Origin of the sequence: Moorena bouillonii PNG (assembly GCF_001942495.1) — a bacterium.
Lineage (GTDB): Bacteria > Cyanobacteriota > Cyanobacteriia > Cyanobacteriales > Coleofasciculaceae > Moorena > Moorena bouillonii.
In genome coordinates, this window is record NZ_MKZS01000001.1 from 3672042 (window position 1) to 3690268 (window position 18227).

Sequence of the window (18227 nt, forward strand, 5' to 3'; positions counted from 1 at the left end):
TTAAAGTGTAGAACCTGATCTGTTTGCTTTTCACACAGATGTGTCAGGCAGTCAGGGTATTAACTATTGCGTCGGTACAAGGTTGGACAATACTCGTGCTAACTCGGATAGTCCTACTGTTTTGCCGAGCCATTCCCCCACCGATTTGGGCAATAGTAGCGCTGTTTGTCCTGTTTCCTGGAATTTTACCCGGTGCGATCGCACTGGGATTAAACAACCTCGGTATTCTAGGCAGATTAATGACAGAAACCAATGAAAACCTGGCAAAGCCTCCTTTAGAAGCCTTGAAAGCCCAGGGAACTCCAGGAACCCTGCTATTTCTCTATGGAATATTGCCGATTAACTTGCCCCGTTTCCTAGCTTATATCCTCTATCGCTCGGAAGTCTGGATCCGGGAGACTGTCATGGTCGGTAAGTCGTAGCTGGAGGGTTAGGTCTGTTGCTGACCGAACAATTGAGCAGCTTTGACTATAGCAGTGTAGTGGTAACGCTGCGCATGTTTCGTGATTTTGACCTTTTTAGTCGATTGGGTCAGTGCTGCCGCTAGAGGCTCAAAAACTTAACTAGTAATCCTGAGATTTCTCACAAACTTGAGAAAGTATGACTAGGACAAAGTATTTTGACACAACTATACTGGCAGCAAAATCATTAGATCACCCAAATCCTTCGCCGTACTTGAATTAACTTGAATTAACTTCACCTTATCACCCATCCCCCTATCACCCCATCACCCCATCTGTGAGTGAACCAACTCTCTACCTATTTTTATTGGCACAAAAGAAACTTTTTGTCGATGATTTACGTCACCTAACATTATGACAATTGTCACAACCCCTATTACCGTAGGATCACCCACGATCCACGAAAAATTCAGGATACTGAAGATAGGGGTAACTACTTAATAACGTTACTACTAGATGACGTTGCGACTAGAGGAGTGTAAAATGTTGGAAAAACTTATCTTAGCTATCACCTTCACCTTAGTACTTTATTTATCGTCAGATTTCGGTTTAATGAGCACCGACTCAACTTCTTCTGCTCCTCCGGCATCGGACTTTACAGAAGAAGTTGTGAGTAACTTACCATCAAACTGACATCTGAGACTACTTCATTAACCCTTTTTGTCACCTTTTTAGGACTAAATCCGCTTTACTTTTTCAGTGATTTGTGTAATTTGTTGGTAATTTGTTCCCATAAGCTCTTCTGAGTTTTAGGCTGCAAAGACTCATCCTCTGGCATAGGTTCATTCAAATAGCGGTAATGTTTCCAGATATCCCAATAAGGACAACCAGGCTGAATACGAATACCAGCCCAGTGTAGATATTGTAGGGGTTGATTCAAATTTGGATCAATAAGTCGTACTCCTTGGGTTTGAAATTGTTTACTACCTGCCCAATTTCCTGGAGCTCCCCCTGGTCTACGCACAATATTAAATCGGTGGTGCATCTGCTTCAATATCATATAGTTGATAATCGGCTGATCGGAGGTTTTCTGGGAAAAGTCAAAATACTCGGGATGAGCCGCACACTCAGCAAAGGTTTCATATAAAGTTTCTTCACTAATCTTATTTTTCTTGGCTCCCCAAAACCCCCCATTAAAGATATCCTTCAGTTCCGCTTCACTAAAAATCTTATCTTCAATAACTTTAGGGGTGAAAACATTAGTGATTCCCCCGACATGCTGGTAATCACAGCAAATAAAATCATAGTCAGCCAGGTAGTCAAGAGTATCTGCTATCTTCTCAAAAACAACGATATCGGTATCGATATAAATAAATTCATCAAAGGTTCCAAACCAGCAAGCCTGTTTGCGGAACTGATTCGGTCTAGCAAAAAATCCTTCCCCGAAAATTTCGTGTAGCTTAGTAGACAGGCGTTCGATAAATGCCAAATCTGGATAAATCTCTACCCCATAGGACTCTTTAAGAATTTGAGCCACCTTTTGATAATTTTCATCATAGGGAATCAAAACAATTGGGGTATCGCTATCATAAGAGCGGATACTATTTAGTAATGCAATAGACTGCTCAATCACCCGGTCATTAGCAGTGATGTAAATTCCACGATTCATAAAATCTGCCTCAACGACTCAATCCTAACTTCTTGAAGACTTTAGTGGTTAAACTAGGAGGCTGGTTGTAAGGTTTAGCCTTAGTAGTAAACTGAGGACGTTTTTCGGGTTGATGATAATATCGGTAATGTAAGAAAATATCCCGGTAGGGAAAGTCGATATTCTCCCCAGCACACAGTTTATTGAAAACTTTTGATTTGATTCCAATGTAATGGAGATAAGTCAGGCGATTCCCATGATCATAAAGTAGATTATCCCGAACCTCAAAGTGAGGAGATGTTACCGAATTACCGGTTCTTTTATCTTTAGGCAAACTCACAGCAAAATTATGGATTGATAACCCAGACCTCATCCTCATGTAGTTGAGTACAGATTGGTTAGGGGCTCGCTTATACAGAACCTCTGCTTCCCCATTAGCTAACTGAGAAACTAACCATTCTCGCTGCTCTTCAGGAAATAATCCTCGCTTAGCCCCATAAAATCCGGAACAGAAAATTTCTGAATTAATCTGGGATTCATCGAATACTTCTAGTAACTTCGGTGAGGCTACGTTAAAAATATGTGCTGGGTCTTTATACTGAAAGTCATAAACCACAAAATCACTCTCATCTAACTGCTTAAAGACGAAATCTAACGAATTCATCAGCAGAGTGTCAGCATCGAGATAGATAAATTTTTCAAATGGACTTTCTGGATCAAAGGCACAGTAACGATGATTTTCACCAACCCGATAGAATTTCGTCTTCATGCCTTGTGCCTGCCATTCTTGTAAGGCTGAGGGGTGAGTTTTCCAGACACGGTAGGAAAACTCTTCCCAACGGACAAATAGTTCTGGATTATCCAGCAAGATTACATTATCTCGGGTGGCAATGTCTTGACGGACTTTGTCTAACTGATCATTGTAAGCAATTACACAAACTGGAGTGTCTTTCCCAGCATTAACTTCTATACTATTGAGCAGTGCTACCAGTTGGTCGTAAACCACATCATTAGCTAATGTATAAATTCCTGTGCTCATCTAGACTTACCCCAGTTTTTCCACTACCTTAGACAAGAAGTTGAGTAAATTCAACTCATGTAAAATGATTTGACGTGCTTCTGCGATCGCATCTAGAGCCTCATGCCATGCATCCAGTGTAGCTGTCACTTCCTGAATGTAAGCTAAGCCCTTTTCATCCTCACTTGGTAGTCTCAAAAAGCTTCCTGGAGGCAATAATTTATCAGCACCAGAACCACCATAGTAGATGGGTAAACACCAGGCTAATAAAGCATCCCACAACTTTTCACTCACATACCAATCATTACCAGCATAGTTTTCAATCGCCAGGTTGTAGTAATAAGGAGCCATCGCATTCCACTTATTCCCTACTTTTCCATATCCGTTTACCCAGTCTGGCAAATCCCGTCCATACACGTCAAATTCTAGATCACTGTCCCTCAACAGCTTCAAAAACGCCAAACGCTGACGATGATTAGCCGTACGAGCAATACCGGAGGTAATCCAACAACAAGAACGAGTTTTTTCAGGTGGTGCCATTTCATTCAATTCACGAAACGAATTGTTGTGGTATGAAATAGCAGGCATATAGTCAGGAATGGGCGCAAAATCATCAGGACCACATACATAGCCACAGTATTCCTGAGCTTGTTTATATTCATTAATTCGGATCTCTTCCCGTTCTGGGAATGGAGGTTCCCGCACCAAAGAAATAATCCGTTCTTTTGGCACTCCCCGCAAGAGAGTCTTGAGATCTGGGACTTTCGGCTCAGGGGGCTTGTGAGCTAGCCCAAAAAAGTTGCCAAATTTGGGTAATCGTGGTTCGATGTCAGAAAATTCGTTAAAGTTGTATAGCAGTAAAAAATCCGGTTGAGGTGCAGTAGCTATCATTTGAATATTTTTCCAAACCCCCAAAGGACGAGGGGTTTGCTTCCATAGCCAATCAACAGGACTGGGTTTCAGTGCCTTATAGCTACTTATCATACCGATAACTTTTTTGTCCATAGTTTTGGACATAGCTTAATTCCCTAACTCATCAAGTTTAAGTTGATAATAATTTGATCAGCTTAGTTTAAGCTTAACGTAAGCATTCAGCTATCAGCTATCAGCCTATGCGCTACTTGAGGTACTACTATTCGCGCAGCACCTTAAGTAGCGCAATCGGTGCTTTTGAATAAAATAAGCTGTTCGCGCAGCGTGAGCTAAAAGCTCACGGCTGACGGCTGACTTCTGAATGCTTACAGCTTAACTTACTTAACTTAATTGTCAACTTATAATTGTCAACTTACTTGTTCACTTAATGTTCAACACTTTAGCCATTGGGAAAGATCCCGACCAATCAAATCTTGAAGCTGGAGGATATCCTCACGATAGAATTCAATCAATTGCTTCCGCACTGCTGGTGATAACTTAGGTTTCCCACGATTTAAATATCTAATCTTGTTAACTAGTTTATCCCTTAGGCTAGCAGGAAGCAATGGACTGAGAATGGATTTAACTGGGTGCGGTTGGTTCAAAAATGATTCCAACGCTTTGTTTTTGGGAAGGCGAGGAGCTTGCCTAACTTTTTCAGATATATCTGGGGTAAAGGTATCGTCTATCTGCAAAAAACCAAACATATCTTTCAGCATACCTATAGGATTATTATTCAAATCTTCGTATAGATAAACCTTAATCTGGCTTTTTTCAAACGCCTCATAATAACGCTTCATTTGGACATAGTAAAGTCCCTGGTGTTTATAGTGCCAGAAGGACCACCAGTTATTTTGAATGCGCTTCTCTTCTTGGGCAAGAGCCTCAGCAAAATCCGTTAGTGGCTCGCGCTCTTGCTTGAGTAAATGTAAATAGTTGGAATAGGCTCTTTCTGCTGGATCTCGAAGAATTGCGATCAGTTTTGCCTTAGGAATGTAGTACTTTATGCGTTCAACAGATTTCGCCATGTAGAGATAACTTGTAGAGGCTTCACCAATAGCTACTTGATTAGTTGCCTTTTTAAATAGTTTACGATAGACGTCAATATTAGTAACAATGAAATCAGCTTCTTTTTCATCTCCCAAACCACGGAAATCTAAATTTTCCCCTTCAAAAGCAAAAAACCTAGGTTCCTTGGAAGGACTCATGTAGATTTGCGGATGCTGCTTTAGATATCGATAAATTGAGGTAGTTCCAGCCTTAGCTGCACCTATGATTAAAAAGTTGGGCATTGTCATGAGTCTATCTAGTTAACTTATCCTTGATAAAGTGAAAAGTGTTTAATCAAGTCTTTAGATTAGACATGAAATGATCAGGAGAGGGGGGCTGACATTGTCATGTGATCATGTCTTCTTATTTCCTATTTTTGACCTGATCTCCCCATCACCTCATCACCCGATATCGACCTCTCGATATCGGCAAGTATTTCTAGTAAGCATAACCGAAATTGAGATCAGTTCTTGATGCAAAGCGCGAGTGGGGGAAACCCCCGCAGGTCGGCGCTGCCTCCCCAAGACCGTAATGGTGCGTTTGACCCGTAATTAAATTGGCCACGGGTCGCACCTGAGGCATCGCTGATTCAAAAGCTGTTCGCGCAGCACCTCAAGTAGCGGATTAGCTGTTCGCGTAGCACCTCAAGTAGCGCTTAAGCTGATATAGCACTACGCACTATGGTGTTTGACAAGTGAAGAAAAATTAAAATCGCTCAATCCCTTGATTAGTAAGCTTTTTTCTTCACTATTGCTAGCATGCCTATTGCTAGCATGCCTGGCGCGTAGCGCTATAACTGATAACTGATAGCTGATAGCTCAATGATTACTTTAACCCTAAGCGTAACCCTATTAATCAGATATTATAGGATGTATAGATTCTGCTACATTGCTCATAATTTTGGCCATTCTATTTTCCCAAGAAAACTGACGCCCCCACTCAATTTGAGCAGCATAACCATTCACGTTTCTGGGATAGGTTTCTAATACCTGCTGGAGGCAACGAGTCAATTGAGCTGGGTTATCGGGTTCACACCAGCCAGCAATAGCACTCGATGATTTAAATTCCATCAACGGAGGAATTTCTGTTGCCACAATCGGAGTTCCTGAAGCCATATACTCAAAGAGCTTCAGAGGAGACGTAAAGCTAGCGGCCTCACCAGAACAGTGAGGATGAGCCAACACATCAGCAGCTTGGAGTAAGCTGGGAAGCTGCTGGTGGGGAATATAACCTAAGAAGGTAACATTGTTAGCTTGCTTTTCCCGAGCTAGCTGCTGATAAGACTGTACTTGAGATTCGTTGCCACCAGCAAAGACAAATTGAATCTGTGGTAATTCTTTAGCAACATCAACTAATAAGTTGACCCCTTTGAAGCGATAGAGTCCTCCTGAATAGACCACTAACCTTTGGCGGTTATCCACCAAAAGTTTTTTGCGCCATTCAGAGGCTGGTTCTGGTTGTCTTACTAAAAAAGACTGATTGAAGCCACTATGGAGTTTGATAATCTTTTCTGGGGGCATACCCCTACGAATCATATCGTCCCGAATATTATCAGCTACGGTGACTGCAACTTGAAAAAGTGGGTTTTGGACAATCGATTGATCATAGTCACTTTTTTTATAATGTTCCCGCTCATAAATGACTGGAATACCATGCTTGATGGCTGTTTTTACTAAATTCCAATCCAAGGTGTGTAAGATTTGAGTATGGGGAAAAATATGAATTGGAAAATAGTAACGACAAACGATTGTGCTGGGGCTAGTTAGTTTGCCTTTGATGTGACCAATGGGCCAAGGCATAGCTAGGGGAGCCACCTTGAGCTGATCCTGAATACTGTAAAACTTGCTCAGGTTTTCCGGTGGCTGTTGGAGCCGAAATGGATAAACCCAGTCTAAGGGATTCAGGGATTTCTCTGGGGGGTGAAGATAGACTAAAACAGTAGAATAACCAAGGTTAGCAGCAGCATTGGCGGAATTTACATCATGAACTAAGTGGGCAGCATTGGGTTGAGGTAAAGTATTTCTGGTAAAAAAGATATAGTGTTTATTCATTGTTAGTTTAGAATTGTTAATTGATCAGATCTTCTGTTTGCCATTAATACTTAACTAGTGTATTTGCTGAGCTCTCTACCACCATACTTCCCAAATTTGACCAAGCTATCCCCTTATAACACTCTTGATTTTGATAAAACCATCTCGTCAGGACATCTCTAATTTCGAGCAATAGGGCGATTGCTAGTGTCTGCTGTTTAATATCAAGTCTGGTTAATCACTTTTGATTTACGGAAGTCACTGATGGTTTATGGTTAATGGTTGATTGTTGATCGTAGTTGCATCAACTATATTGTCTTGCCTAATCCCTATACTATTGCTTCAGTAATTTCCCTGATTTATCCTAATTTCGGTTATGCTCGCTACACATAATTGAAGATTGGGCAAGGGATTGGTTAACCCACTTAACATATGAATCGAGAATCGTCAATTACCAATTACCAATTACCCGATCCAATTACCTGATCTTCGATAGGATAAGTAATTAAACGAATACCGTATCATATCTAACATCTGTTGTCAGAAAACTAGTTTTGTCTACGGCCAATATTATAATTCGATTGTATAAAAAATAACATAACTTCATCAGTAATCAATCAGGGATCAATTAGGGATCAATTATAAACCAATAGGATAGAAGCTTATTTTTAATCAAAAAACCTAGTCTTGGAGTGCCAATATCTTGAGAATATTAAAAAATGCAAACAATATTGCTAAGTATTGTTAAATTAATTTCCAAAAAACTAAGACTTAAATACAATAGTTAAGGAAAGATTAACGATTGCTGCCTCCAGATTAATCAGTTGAATGCTCATATCTAACTAGTACAAGACAGCACAAATAAAGTAAAGCTACCATTCAAAACCAACGAAAAGCTTACATCATCAGCTTGCGGTGCGCTACTAGTAGATGGTTGAACCAGGGTCGGTGCTTGTTAGAGGCAGTCATTTTTTAATAACTGACTGAATAAAACAAGGTTTAACATGCAGATAACACAGAAAGTTTACTGTCCTAATTGTGGCAGTAGTGCTCAAAGGATTTATTATCAAAACACTCACCTAACCCAGACTCAATGCCCCGTCTGTGATTATTTAATGATTAACTGCACTCGCACTGGCAGGGTGGTTGAGGCTTATGCCCCTGGCATCTATGCTCCTAGCGCATAACCCATGAGGGGGTGAGGGGGTGAACTCACGGCATTGCTTAATAAGGGAATGATTTTAAGAGTTTTGTAGAATGGGCATCTTGCGTGGAATGGGCATCTTGCCCGTTCCTTAGATTTTCGGGCGGGCAGGATGCCCACTCTACTCCTATTAATTCGAAGGCAGGCAGGATGCCCACTCTACTCCTATTCATTCCTTGATTCAGCAACGCCGAACTCACAAGGGTAGGTTTTTAACACAAGGGTCAGGAAAACATCCCTTGTGTTTTTTTTTCACTTCCACAAAACACTACTTCTCTACTTCTAATTACTCCTAGATGCTCTAAGTTGTCCACAAGCGGCATCTTTGTCAAGACCACGGGAATGGCGTACACTGACAGCAATGTGTTGCTGCTTAAGAGCTTCAACAAAGCCTTGAATCCTGCGGTAATTAGGACGCTGGTAATCTACTTCACTAATGGGATTGTAGGGAATCAAATTGACATGACTCTGAAACCCCCTCAGGTTCTTAGCCAACTCAACAGCATGTTTTTGAGAGTCATTAAGTCCACCCAAAAGGATATATTCAAACGTCACTCGGCGACTTGTTAAGTTTACATAGTCTCGACATTCATCTAATAGTGCTTTGAGAGGATAGTGCTTGGCACTAGGAATCAGTTGCTCCCGTAGCTGCTGATTTGAGGCATGTAGACTGACGGCAAGGGTGACTTGTAGTTGATGCTGAGCGAGTTGGCGGATACGACCGGGAATACCAACTGTTGAGATAGTAAGCGATCGCGCTCCAATCCCCAGGTCCTGATTAAGAGACTTGACTGCACCTACCACAGCTTCGGTATTCAGCAAGGGTTCTCCCATACCCATAAACACCACATTGCTGACTCGTTGTTGAAAATCTTCTCTTACTGTTAAAACCTGATCGACAATTTCATGGCGAGCCAGATTGCGAGTGAATCCGCCTTTACCAGTAGCACAGAAGTCACAAGCCATGGGACAACCGACCTGGGAAGACACACAAACGGTCAGACGCTTTGGTGTGGGAATACCCACAGTTTCAATAATTTGACCATCTGATAACTGGAGCAGGTATTTTACCGTACCATCCTTTGCTTCTAAGCGGTAGTGTAACGTTGACCGACCAATGGGGACATCGGCGAGGGTGTTACGCCACTGTTTAGGAAAGACAGAAATTTGAGAAAGCGATCGCACTCCTTTTTGATAAATCCATCCGTGTAACTGACGTCCTCGATAAGCTGGTTGTCCCTGTTGTTGTATCCAGCTGGTTAACTCTACTATAGAAGCTCCTAACAATGGCGGAATTGAGTTTACCAGTGGTGAGACTGACTCCCTGACATTAGTCATGGTTTGGACGTTTGAACCATTGCTACTGAGGTCTGGTTGAGGGATAGAAACATCTGGGCACATAAGGGCTTTAGGGGAAATAGGATATCAGGATCTGATCAGAGCAAATAATTCTATAGCGTTTCTAGGATTTATGAGGTACGCTTTTAAACCTAAAAGTCCCCCTTGATAAGGGGGACCAACGGGGGATCCCTTTGTACCTCATGGCATAGAGAATTGCTATAACAGGAATTATCGTTAAGTTAAACTACCATGGCGATCGCTACTTCTTATTTAGACAGCGATCCTCCTGTTAAATCCTCAGTACATAATTTTAGTCATTTGTCTAAAAAAATTAGATGGTTTTGCCCTGGACAAACCTCCTAATTATAGGCTATTTCAGACCCGGTACAAAGTTTAACTAATTTTTCAGGGCAATTATCTTCTGGAATCCGATGGTAGTGATGCACTAGTAAAATTTTAAAGTGCGCAGGATAATTAGTATGATCGTTGAATTCCTGTGGAGGTTTTCATGACTCAGACGATGGTTTTACCAGGCACTTACATTGAGGTGCGTGATCAGGGGTTAATTAGTCCTGGCGGGGTAGTTACAGGGAACATTGGAATTGTTGGCACAGCGGAAAAAGGACTTGTAGACCAGGTGCAATTGCTCGGTAGCTTGTCTGAAGCTAAGGAAATTTTTGGGAAAAGTGACGAGTGGCAAGATGGGACTAAAAATGAACTTACATTAATTCGTGCTCTAGAGCTGATTTATCAAAATGGAGGGCAAACAGTTTATGCCGTGCGGACAGCTGCAAAGTCAAGCTGCTCTAAGGCAAAATATGAATTGAAATCGGATTCGGAGACATTGCTGACGCTGCAAGCTAAAACTCCTGGTAATTGGGGCAATGAGATCAAGATTACAGTTACAGTTAACACAGAAATAACAGTCAAACTCTTCCAGGACAGAATTGAGGAAACATACTCAGTAAAAACAATTGAGGAACTCAAGACTGAGGTTAATCAAAAATCAGCTTTGGTGGAGGCTGAGGAGACTATAAAACCGGGAAAACCAAACCCCGTAAATGATGCCAACTTCAGTGGAGGCAACAATGGTGCTGATGCCGCCAGTGACGATTACACAAGAAGTTTAGCTCTCCTAGAGAATGAAATCGTTAACATTGTGTTACTAGCTGGGCAAGATGTTACCAAAACAGGGATGTTAACCGCTCTAGAGGGACACCTGAAGACAACAGCAGGAATCAAGCGAGAGCGGATTGGCATCATTGGTAGTGGCTTTACCAACGGTAAAGATAGCTTAGAAACTATTACTGGTCACACCGTCAACAATGACCGCATCATTTTTACAGCACCGGGAATTTTGGTTTCATCTCAAGGAAAGCAAAACAAGCTACCCGGTAGTTACCTAGCTGCTGCTGTGGCTGGGATGCTTTCTTCGTTGCCTGTACAAACCAGTCCCACTAACAAAACCCTAACAATTGAAGGTCTAACTACGGAATTTAACAGTGCAAAACTGGAAAAACTGGTCACAAACCGTGTTTTAACAGTAGAAAAACGGGCTGGATTTCGCATCGTTAAGGGAATAACCACTGATGATGGAGCCTGGAAGCAAATCACTACCAGACGGATTGTAGACTATGCAATCTACGGAGTTCGTAGCAGTTGCAATCCCTATATCGGCAAGTTGAATAATGAACGAGTGCGGGGAGCTATGAAAGCTACCCTGAATGCTTTCTTGACGCGCATGGTAGATAATGAAGCCTTGGTAAGTTATCAACTTGATGTATCAGCAACCCGCGCTCAAGAAAAAGAAGGGAAGGTGATGGTTACCATGACTCTAATGCCAACCTTTAGCATCGACTTTATCCAGGTGACGATGTATCTCGAGTAAAAAAAGACAGTCACGCACCATCAGCTGCCCTCACAACGAAGGATGAAAATCCTTAAATTTCGGAAATATTTAGGAGGACTAGTATGCCCAATGTTAATGTCTTTCGCGGTTCTGATGCCTCGTTAGTTCTAGCTGTCGATGACAGTGAGTCAGTAGAAGGTAAACTTGCGGATAGTTTAATTGGTGAGTATGAATTTTCGAGTATAGTTGGGCGCTTACAGAACGTAACGGTCAAGGTAGAAAATGAGTTACGACCTTACCACGAAATTGGTAAGCGTTTCCCAACGGAGTTGCGTCCCGGAAATATCAATGTTTCTGGCTTCGTGCAACGAGCTCATGTTAATGGGGCTTTAATTAGGCTGCTGCTGGGTGATGGAGCAACAAGTCCTCCGCCAGTTGCCGCAATTCCTCAACCTTCCTTTAATATCGTTATTTCCCTGAAAAATCCAGCCTTTCCTGACCAAAGTAGTACCCTTACTGTGTTTGGTGTTAAGTTTGAAAGCTGGAGTTTTCAATTACCTGAAGATGATTTTGTGATGGAAGGAGTTAGCTTTAAAGCTTTACGCATTAGTGCAGAGGAAAAGAGTTAACCAATGACAAATAACTAATGAATTCAATGCTCAAATGGAACCAACACCAGAAGAACTCCTAGCTGGTTCTACCGTTATCTTTAATGTTGTAGTGCCTCCACATATCTTGCAACCTACTCAAAGCAATCAGCAGTCAGAGGCTGATGTGGTTGTGCAGCTACGTCCTTTGACTATTGGTACGTTTGGGCTAATTATGAAAGCCGGGAAAAATGATCCAGGGTTAATTCCCTTGTTGATGATCAAGGAATCACTGGTAAAGCCAGCGCTTTCCTTAGAACAAGTCAAAAAGATGCATCTGGGGTTGGTTAACTTTTTGATCGCTCAAATTAGACAAATCAGTGGGTTGACGGAAAAAAAAACCTAAATGGCTTGAGTGCTTCCCCATTGGTAAAAGCCAGCTACCGTTTAGCCCGTGCATTTGGCTGGACTCCCCAACAAGTGCAAACAATGACCATGGGGCAAGTCTCGATATACTTACAAATGTTAGATGAAGAAATTAGTCATGGCGATGCCTGGGGAAAGCTTTCCTAATATCAATAACGCTCTCGTCGCTCTTGGGGAAGCCCTACGTAGTGAGTTTCAAGCCTTGATTGGTGAATACACCGCAGGGGGGTTAGCTGGGAATTATTTGACGAGTGAGGATTGCTCTGAAATCCGCTGTTTAGAGGAAGTTGTATCTCAGGTTGGACAGCTAGGTGAGGAATTCACAGCTTTGGAGACCTGGCTGACTTCAGGGTTTATCCCAAAAGGTTTAGCAACTCCTAATCCAACTATGGAGGATAGTTGGTCAACACCAGTCCGTAGAGATCAAGTAAGCAAGGGGAATAATAGCGAAGTTTTTGTTACTTCAGGGGATGTATTGTCTAGGGTGGAATCAGGGGCTACAAGAAGGCAGAAGGCAGAGGGCACAGGGCAGAAGGTTCCCCCTGCACAGGAACTGGCGCATACAGATGGGGAGTTTAAGCCACCATTACCAATACTGCCTACAGAGACTCTTAACAGAAGGCAGAAGGCAGAGGGCAGAGGGCAGAAAGTGCCCACAACTACTCCTGCACAGGAGCTGACCCTAGATGAAGAACTCTTCCGTTCTTCCTCCTTTGCTCCCTCAACCCAACCTATATCTAAAAAACCGACTCTGGGCAGGAATGAAGAAGTAGTCTTACCAAAGCATTCGAGTAATGTTCAGGGTTTGAAAGAACTGGCCGAATTATTACCTTCCCAGGAACAGCTAGATTTAGCAAACCCTAATCTGGTTAGTGCCTCTGATCCCACGTTGTACTCAAACCTAGTAGATCCGGAGGACTTGGAGGATAACGGAGATCAAGTACTATTTACCAACGCAACTCCCGATCAACTGATTGATGACTATGGGAGTGGTGAAGAAATTAGTGGTGCGAGTCCCGAAACCTTGCAGAGGTTTCCCTTGGGTGCGGATATTGATATTGCATCACCCCAGGCTCTTCAAACTTCCAGTGATCCATCAGCCATCAGCCATCAGCTATCAGCCATCAGCCATCAGCCATCAGCTATCAGCCATCAGCCATCAGCTATCAGCCATCAGCCATCAGCCATCAGCCATCAGCCATCAGCCATTACCCATTACCCATTACCTATTACCCATCAGCCATTACCTATTACCGATTACCCATTACCTATTACCCATTCTTCCGATCCCAGCAAGCTAGAAACAGAGGTTGAAACAGATATGATCAGCCGCAACGGTACACCAGAAATGGACTTAGATGAGATTATGGACGCGATCGCTCGCAAAGTCAGTCGCGAATACCGTAGATTTTATGGGAGCAGCTAATCATGGCTATTGAGTTAGGAGGAATTAAGCTAAACCGGGTGCATCGGCTGGTCACCCTAGAGCAAGCGAATTTGATCTCCCATCGTGTTCCTGGTATGGCAGGAAACCTTGTGCAGGACTTGGGACGGGATTCAGTATTCTTAGGGATTAGTGGTATCTTTTACGGTTCTCAAGCAAGTAAGGACTTGGAGAAACTGCGACAAATTTACAAACAGCGGAAACCTGTGGATTTTATTGCCGAAATTGTTGGCAGAAGCTACTTTGGCCAGGTTATTGTGGAACGATTTGAGGTGTTTCAATTAGCTAAGGAGCCAGAGCAGTTCAGCTATACTTTGACCATTGCTGAGTATACTGATCCTCCTAGTAGTCAAGGGTTTGCAGGTGTTGCTAAGGTAGACGATTCGATTCAGGTTAAGGCGAAGAATCTGATGGATGTTGCCACTCTTCCTGATGCTCTACAACTGGGTACTATTCCGGAAATTACTAACCCATTTGAACCGTTAAAAAGAGCTTTAGAACCCGTACAAGAAGCCACAAAAGATTTAGATAAAGTAACAGAAGGATTAAAAGCTATTTTTGGGATTTAAGTTGCCGTTTTTAGCTTTAAACCAGCTTTTACACACAAGATTAAGTTAATCAGACTCAAGATTATGGCACTCTCTATTGTCGAGCAATTCAAAGACATTAATCCTAAAGTAGCATTTGCTGATGCTCAAAATCAATGTACTCAAGCGGAAAGTACTGTTGCTCAACTGGCTCAAAATGGTCTTCCTGATGTTGGTAATTATCAGCAGCAAATAGAAGAGCAGCTTCCTCAGGTCGATTTTACAAATGTAAAGAAGATAATTGCCCAGGTGCCTTTATCTGCTGGGGAACTGAAAGCAGAATTATCCGGAAAAATCGACCAACTCACAGAACTTAACTTCGACAGCCTTACCGCAGCCATTCCCTTACCCAAGGCAGCTGATTTCGGAGATTTGAAGATTGCTGATGAAATTAAAGATACGATTTCCTCTTTAACTCAAGACTTGATAGGTAGTTTCAGTATCGGAGAATTGCCTACAGGCACACCAACTATCTTTGGGGAATTTGAAGAATTTGTCACCAAGGCAGGGATGCTACCTGTTCGCACCTTGGATGTTTTATTCAAAGGACTAAAAAAATTACTCGATAAATTGTCAGATCCAGATGAATTACTGAAAAAATTTGAGTCACAAGCCCTCACCGAAATTTTTAAGGAACAGATTAACTCCTTAGCAGAACAACTTCCTTCCAAGGCTATTAGCCGCATTGAAAGTAATATTAAGCGGCGAATTGAATTAATAGCAGAATATAACAAACTGCTGGATTCCCTAAAAGACCCTACTTCCCTAAAAAAAGAGCAATTTAAAGAACTGATAAAAAGAACTAGAGCGATTGCTAGAGAATTTGAGAGCATTGATGCTAGCACAAAGACAGCTCTGGCAAATTTACAAAACTTTGATATCACAAATTTACAAACTGCTTTAGAGGAATTAATTAGTACTACAGAAGGTGGTGCTACTACAGGAGGTTTAGTTCCTTTCTTTAATAAAATCAAGACTTATATTGAGACTCTGACAGCTAAAGTTAAAACTATTACCGATAAACTCAGGGAGTTTGCCCATAAAATACCAAAGGTTATTGAACAAGCAATTAGTCAGGTTGAGGAGATTGCTACTAAAGTCACCAAAGCTATTACCGACAAAATTCAGCAGGGAGAAGAGCTGTTAAATAAAGTCAAAAGCTATCTTGAAGAAATTATTCAAAAGGTTAAAGAGTTTATTAAAAATACTTATGGTAAGTCCCAAGAATTAGTTAAACCATTTAAAAAAGTATGTAATGAAGCCTCCACAACTATTGTTGGTAAAGTTGATGAATTTTCTAAAAACCTCGAACAGCAAACTGACCACATAAAAACGTCAATTGAAAGTGTTAATACTCAAATTAAAACCCAGCTCAACCGAGAGCAGTTAGACCATAAAATCAATGAGCTGTTTGACAAAGTTAGTGCCATTTTGGACAGTCCTCAGATTACTAATGCCCTAAAACAAGCTGAAGAGGGTATGGGGACAATTACTGACAATCTCAAAGAAGTGTCCCTTAAACCAGCGTTTCAAGTGGTGGTAACCAAAAGCAATGACTTGGAGAAGGAGTTAAAAGCGGTTGATGTCTCTACCCTTAGTACCCCGGTTAAAACCGCACTAAAAGTGGGAACAGAGGTAATTAAAGCGGTGGATGTTCCGGGTGTCGTTAACCCTGAGTTGAAAGCTGCCTTTGATGAGATTTTAGCTCCCTTAGACAATATTGTGGCTTTAATCGAAGGGGAATTTAATAAAATTAACGACAAAATTGAATCTTTACAACCTGGTACTCTGGTGGTTGATTTTCTCGAGCCCTATCTTACTCCTGTGATCAATAAATTAAATGAGTACAAGCCTTCTATACTTCTTCAACCAGTTAAAGACTTTTATAATGATATCATTGAAAAACTAGAAGTGATTAATCCCAAGCAATTGTTGGATTTGTTAGAAGAATTATACGAAAAGTTGTTAGGGGTGATTGAGTCCTTATCTCCCAAAACGATAACAGATTTCCTGAATCAGCAGCTGGCAACTGTCAAAACCCAGCTAGATAATTTACCTGTCGAGAAGCTTGTGGGCAAAGTGACGGATGGTTTGAGTCAAGTAGATAAGCTGATGGCGAATATCGGGTTGTCAGATGTCCTCAAGTCAGATTTTTGGAACACTTTGCAGGAGATATTGAGCTTCAGTTTTGCCGAAAAAATTCAAGAGGTTGAGAAAATCCGAGATGGGATCGTGACCAAGGTGAATGCAGTTGATGAGCAGGGTTTGACACAGCAATTGCAGGAACTCCAAAACGCGATCGCAACTTACACCCAGACTCCCGATGATCTAGCAACCGATGGCGTTGCCGGACAAGTGACAGCTTATCAGCAGGTGGTAGCAACTCTACCAGCACCACCAGCAGCCAGCTTGCCAACTCTACCAGCAGAAATTGCTGTAGATTATGAAGATTTGCGAAAACGCTTGGAAAACCTTTATCAAAACTTTACTGCAACTTCCCCCCAAGAGGTTCTCGAACAAGTCAATACTATCGTTACAGACACCACTAGACTCCAGGGGAATGAGAGCCAACGCGATCGCTTGCAAGAAAGTGCCAACCGCACTTCTCCTCAGCAGGTAATGGCTAACTTCAAGCAAGTTATTCCCGATGAACTCAACCGACAGATTGTCAATCCTCTGCGGGAAATTCTCCAAGCTTTGGACAAATTACTAGAGCAGCCTCGTACTGTTCTTGGTGACATTGGCAATGTGATCAAAATTATCGAGGATGCTCCGAAACGATTAGTGGAGATTCTCAGCCAGGTTGCTCAGACGCTAGGAGACCAAATTCGTCAGGCAATTAATGGGGTTAAGAATGCCATTGACAGTCTGACTAATGAGGTAGTAAAAGCAATCGAAGGGACATATACAACAACTTTGGAAACCTTAAAGTCTCTGAGGCCGAAGCTACTGCTGAATTCCTTTGATGAGAGTGACTTTAAAGATATTGATAGTTTAATCCAAAAACTTGCTCAACCCGAGGATAACGTTTCTAAGTACATCAATAGTAAGCTTTCTGAGACTACTAAATTGTTGCTAAAGGCGAAGACAGAAGGAACTAAACAAGCGGTGATTCGAGAGTTGAATAACCTGCTGCTCCAGGAAGACTTCTACAATAAGCAACGGTTTGAGGGAGTAACCTTGACTACCGAGGTTAAAGTTTTAAGTTTAGGTGACTATAAAAGTGATCTGGTTCACTTTAACCGTTTGTTAATCGAAGCGAGTTATACCCAAGACCTGATTGTGATGAATATGGAATCAATTTTCCCTTATTTAAAAGACAAGCTCAAAGAGATTTATCCTCAAAACATTGTTGATGAACTAGACCAGTTACATGGAAATATAATCCAACTATTAAGAGACATTCCTCAGGCAGTAGGTGATGCTCTAGATAGCCAGTATCAGCAAAAAGTAGTGCAAAAGACCGAAAAATTGCGAGCAGCTATTAATAAGCTTTTTTTAGCACTGCGGCAACGGCTTGAGCAGCTAAAAAGTGAACTGGATATTGGTTTGGAGGATGTGGCTGATTCTTTTGATCGCTTGTTGAATGCTTTGCCGGTTTAGTTAGGGAATAGGGAATAGGGAATAGGGAATAGGGAATAGGTAATGGGTAATGGGTAATGGGTAATGGGTAATGGGTAATGGGTAATGGGTAATAGGTAATGGGTAATAGGTAATGGGTAATAGGTAA

The 18227-nt window shown here is 41.8% G+C and carries 15 protein-coding genes and 1 pseudogene; 10 read left to right on the plus strand and 6 right to left on the minus strand.

The annotated features are described in order from the left end of the window. Positions 1-83 precede the first annotated feature (83 nt). Positions 84-563 (plus strand): annotated as a pseudogene (locus BJP37_RS14970) (PhnE/PtxC family ABC transporter permease); the annotation flags it as partial. 381 nt (positions 564-944) lie between these two features. Beyond that, positions 945-1094 carry a QAALIT motif small membrane protein gene (locus BJP37_RS45325; RefSeq protein WP_293054646.1) on the plus strand — a complete coding sequence of 50 codons (150 nt, stop codon included), beginning with the start codon at positions 945-947 and terminating at the stop codon, positions 1092-1094. Positions 1095-1149: 55 nt separating this feature from the next. On the opposite strand, the gene BJP37_RS14975 is transcribed toward BJP37_RS45325, so the two are convergent. The 5 genes from BJP37_RS14975 to BJP37_RS14995 form a co-directional block, all read right to left on the minus strand. After that, complete coding sequence (locus tag BJP37_RS14975) at positions 1150-2070, minus strand: Npun_R2821/Npun_R2822 family protein (protein ID WP_075899911.1); 921 nt, start codon at positions 2068-2070, stop codon at positions 1150-1152. Positions 2071-2080: 10 nt separating this feature from the next. Beyond that, a complete protein-coding gene (locus BJP37_RS14980; RefSeq protein ID WP_075899913.1) occupies positions 2081-3088 on the minus strand; it encodes an Npun_R2821/Npun_R2822 family protein in 1008 nt (335 codons plus the stop codon). 6 nt (positions 3089-3094) lie between these two features. Next, a complete protein-coding gene (locus BJP37_RS14985; protein WP_438941506.1) occupies positions 3095-4084 on the minus strand; it encodes a glycosyltransferase family 10 domain-containing protein in 990 nt (329 codons plus the stop codon). A 287-nt stretch (positions 4085-4371) separates the two neighbouring features. Continuing rightward, entirely contained in the window at positions 4372-5277 is a 906-nt protein-coding gene (locus BJP37_RS14990; protein WP_075899915.1) for a sulfotransferase family protein, read from the minus strand. Positions 5278-5880: 603 nt separating this feature from the next. Further along, entirely contained in the window at positions 5881-7080 is a 1200-nt protein-coding gene (locus tag BJP37_RS14995) for a glycosyltransferase (protein ID WP_075899917.1), read from the minus strand. A 983-nt stretch (positions 7081-8063) separates the two neighbouring features. On the opposite strand from BJP37_RS14995, the gene BJP37_RS15000 reads away from it, so the two are divergent. Next, positions 8064-8246: a replication restart DNA helicase PriA gene (locus BJP37_RS15000; RefSeq protein ID WP_075899919.1), complete on the plus strand. Its 183-nt coding sequence runs from the start codon at positions 8064-8066 to the stop codon at positions 8244-8246. 299 nt (positions 8247-8545) lie between these two features. On the opposite strand, the gene rlmN is transcribed toward BJP37_RS15000, so the two are convergent. Then, entirely contained in the window at positions 8546-9601 is a 1056-nt protein-coding gene (rlmN, locus tag BJP37_RS15005; RefSeq protein ID WP_075899921.1) for a dual-specificity RNA methyltransferase RlmN, read from the minus strand. A 511-nt stretch (positions 9602-10112) separates the two neighbouring features. On the opposite strand from rlmN, the gene BJP37_RS15010 reads away from it, so the two are divergent. The 7 genes from BJP37_RS15010 to BJP37_RS15035 all read left to right on the plus strand — a co-directional run bounded on the left by BJP37_RS15010 (position 10113) and on the right by BJP37_RS15035 (position 18100). After that, complete coding sequence (locus tag BJP37_RS15010; RefSeq protein WP_075899923.1) at positions 10113-11492, plus strand: phage tail sheath C-terminal domain-containing protein; 1380 nt, start codon at positions 10113-10115, stop codon at positions 11490-11492. A gap of 83 nt (positions 11493-11575) precedes the next feature. Beyond that, positions 11576-12082 (plus strand): hypothetical protein, encoded by a 507-nt coding sequence (locus BJP37_RS15015; protein WP_075899924.1) that lies wholly within the window; start codon positions 11576-11578, stop codon positions 12080-12082. Between the two features lie 34 nt (positions 12083-12116). After that, complete coding sequence (locus BJP37_RS15020) at positions 12117-12446, plus strand: hypothetical protein (RefSeq protein ID WP_075899926.1); 330 nt, start codon at positions 12117-12119, stop codon at positions 12444-12446. 5 nt (positions 12447-12451) lie between these two features. After that, positions 12452-12613 (plus strand): hypothetical protein, encoded by a 162-nt coding sequence (locus BJP37_RS39265; RefSeq protein ID WP_158069592.1) that lies wholly within the window; start codon positions 12452-12454, stop codon positions 12611-12613. Next, entirely contained in the window at positions 12585-13892 is a 1308-nt protein-coding gene (locus BJP37_RS39270; protein WP_158069593.1) for a hypothetical protein, read from the plus strand. Before BJP37_RS39265 ends, BJP37_RS39270 begins: the two co-directional genes overlap by 29 nt. Positions 13893-13894: 2 nt before the next feature. Continuing rightward, a complete protein-coding gene (locus tag BJP37_RS15030) occupies positions 13895-14479 on the plus strand; it encodes a DNA circularization N-terminal domain-containing protein (RefSeq protein WP_075899928.1) in 585 nt (194 codons plus the stop codon). A 63-nt stretch (positions 14480-14542) separates the two neighbouring features. Beyond that, positions 14543-18100 (plus strand): coiled-coil domain-containing protein, encoded by a 3558-nt coding sequence (locus BJP37_RS15035; RefSeq protein ID WP_075899930.1) that lies wholly within the window; start codon positions 14543-14545, stop codon positions 18098-18100. Positions 18101-18227: the final 127 nt, after the last annotated feature.

What these genes read in the sequence shown, in the direction of transcription:
- BJP37_RS14985 (WP_438941506.1), bottom strand. Translation starts at nt 4,084, where the DNA reads ATGTCCAAAACTATGGACAAAAAAGTTATCGGTATGATAAGTAGCTAT.
- BJP37_RS45325 (WP_293054646.1), top strand. Translation starts at nt 945, where the DNA reads ATGTTGGAAAAACTTATCTTAGCTATCACCTTCACCTTAGTACTTTAT.
- BJP37_RS14980 (WP_075899913.1), bottom strand. Translation starts at nt 3,088, where the DNA reads ATGAGCACAGGAATTTATACATTAGCTAATGATGTGGTTTACGACCAA.
- rlmN (WP_075899921.1), bottom strand. Translation starts at nt 9,601, where the DNA reads ATGACTAATGTCAGGGAGTCAGTCTCACCACTGGTAAACTCAATTCCG.
- BJP37_RS15035 (WP_075899930.1), top strand. Translation starts at nt 14,543, where the DNA reads ATGGCACTCTCTATTGTCGAGCAATTCAAAGACATTAATCCTAAAGTA.
- BJP37_RS14990 (WP_075899915.1), bottom strand. Translation starts at nt 5,277, where the DNA reads ATGACAATGCCCAACTTTTTAATCATAGGTGCAGCTAAGGCTGGAACT.
- BJP37_RS15000 (WP_075899919.1), top strand. Translation starts at nt 8,064, where the DNA reads ATGCAGATAACACAGAAAGTTTACTGTCCTAATTGTGGCAGTAGTGCT.
- BJP37_RS14995 (WP_075899917.1), bottom strand. Translation starts at nt 7,080, where the DNA reads ATGAATAAACACTATATCTTTTTTACCAGAAATACTTTACCTCAACCC.
- BJP37_RS15010 (WP_075899923.1), top strand. Translation starts at nt 10,113, where the DNA reads ATGACTCAGACGATGGTTTTACCAGGCACTTACATTGAGGTGCGTGAT.
- BJP37_RS15030 (WP_075899928.1), top strand. Translation starts at nt 13,895, where the DNA reads ATGGCTATTGAGTTAGGAGGAATTAAGCTAAACCGGGTGCATCGGCTG.
- BJP37_RS39270 (WP_158069593.1), top strand. Translation starts at nt 12,585, where the DNA reads ATGGCGATGCCTGGGGAAAGCTTTCCTAATATCAATAACGCTCTCGTC.
- BJP37_RS15015 (WP_075899924.1), top strand. Translation starts at nt 11,576, where the DNA reads ATGCCCAATGTTAATGTCTTTCGCGGTTCTGATGCCTCGTTAGTTCTA.
- BJP37_RS15020 (WP_075899926.1), top strand. Translation starts at nt 12,117, where the DNA reads ATGGAACCAACACCAGAAGAACTCCTAGCTGGTTCTACCGTTATCTTT.
- BJP37_RS14975 (WP_075899911.1), bottom strand. Translation starts at nt 2,070, where the DNA reads ATGAATCGTGGAATTTACATCACTGCTAATGACCGGGTGATTGAGCAG.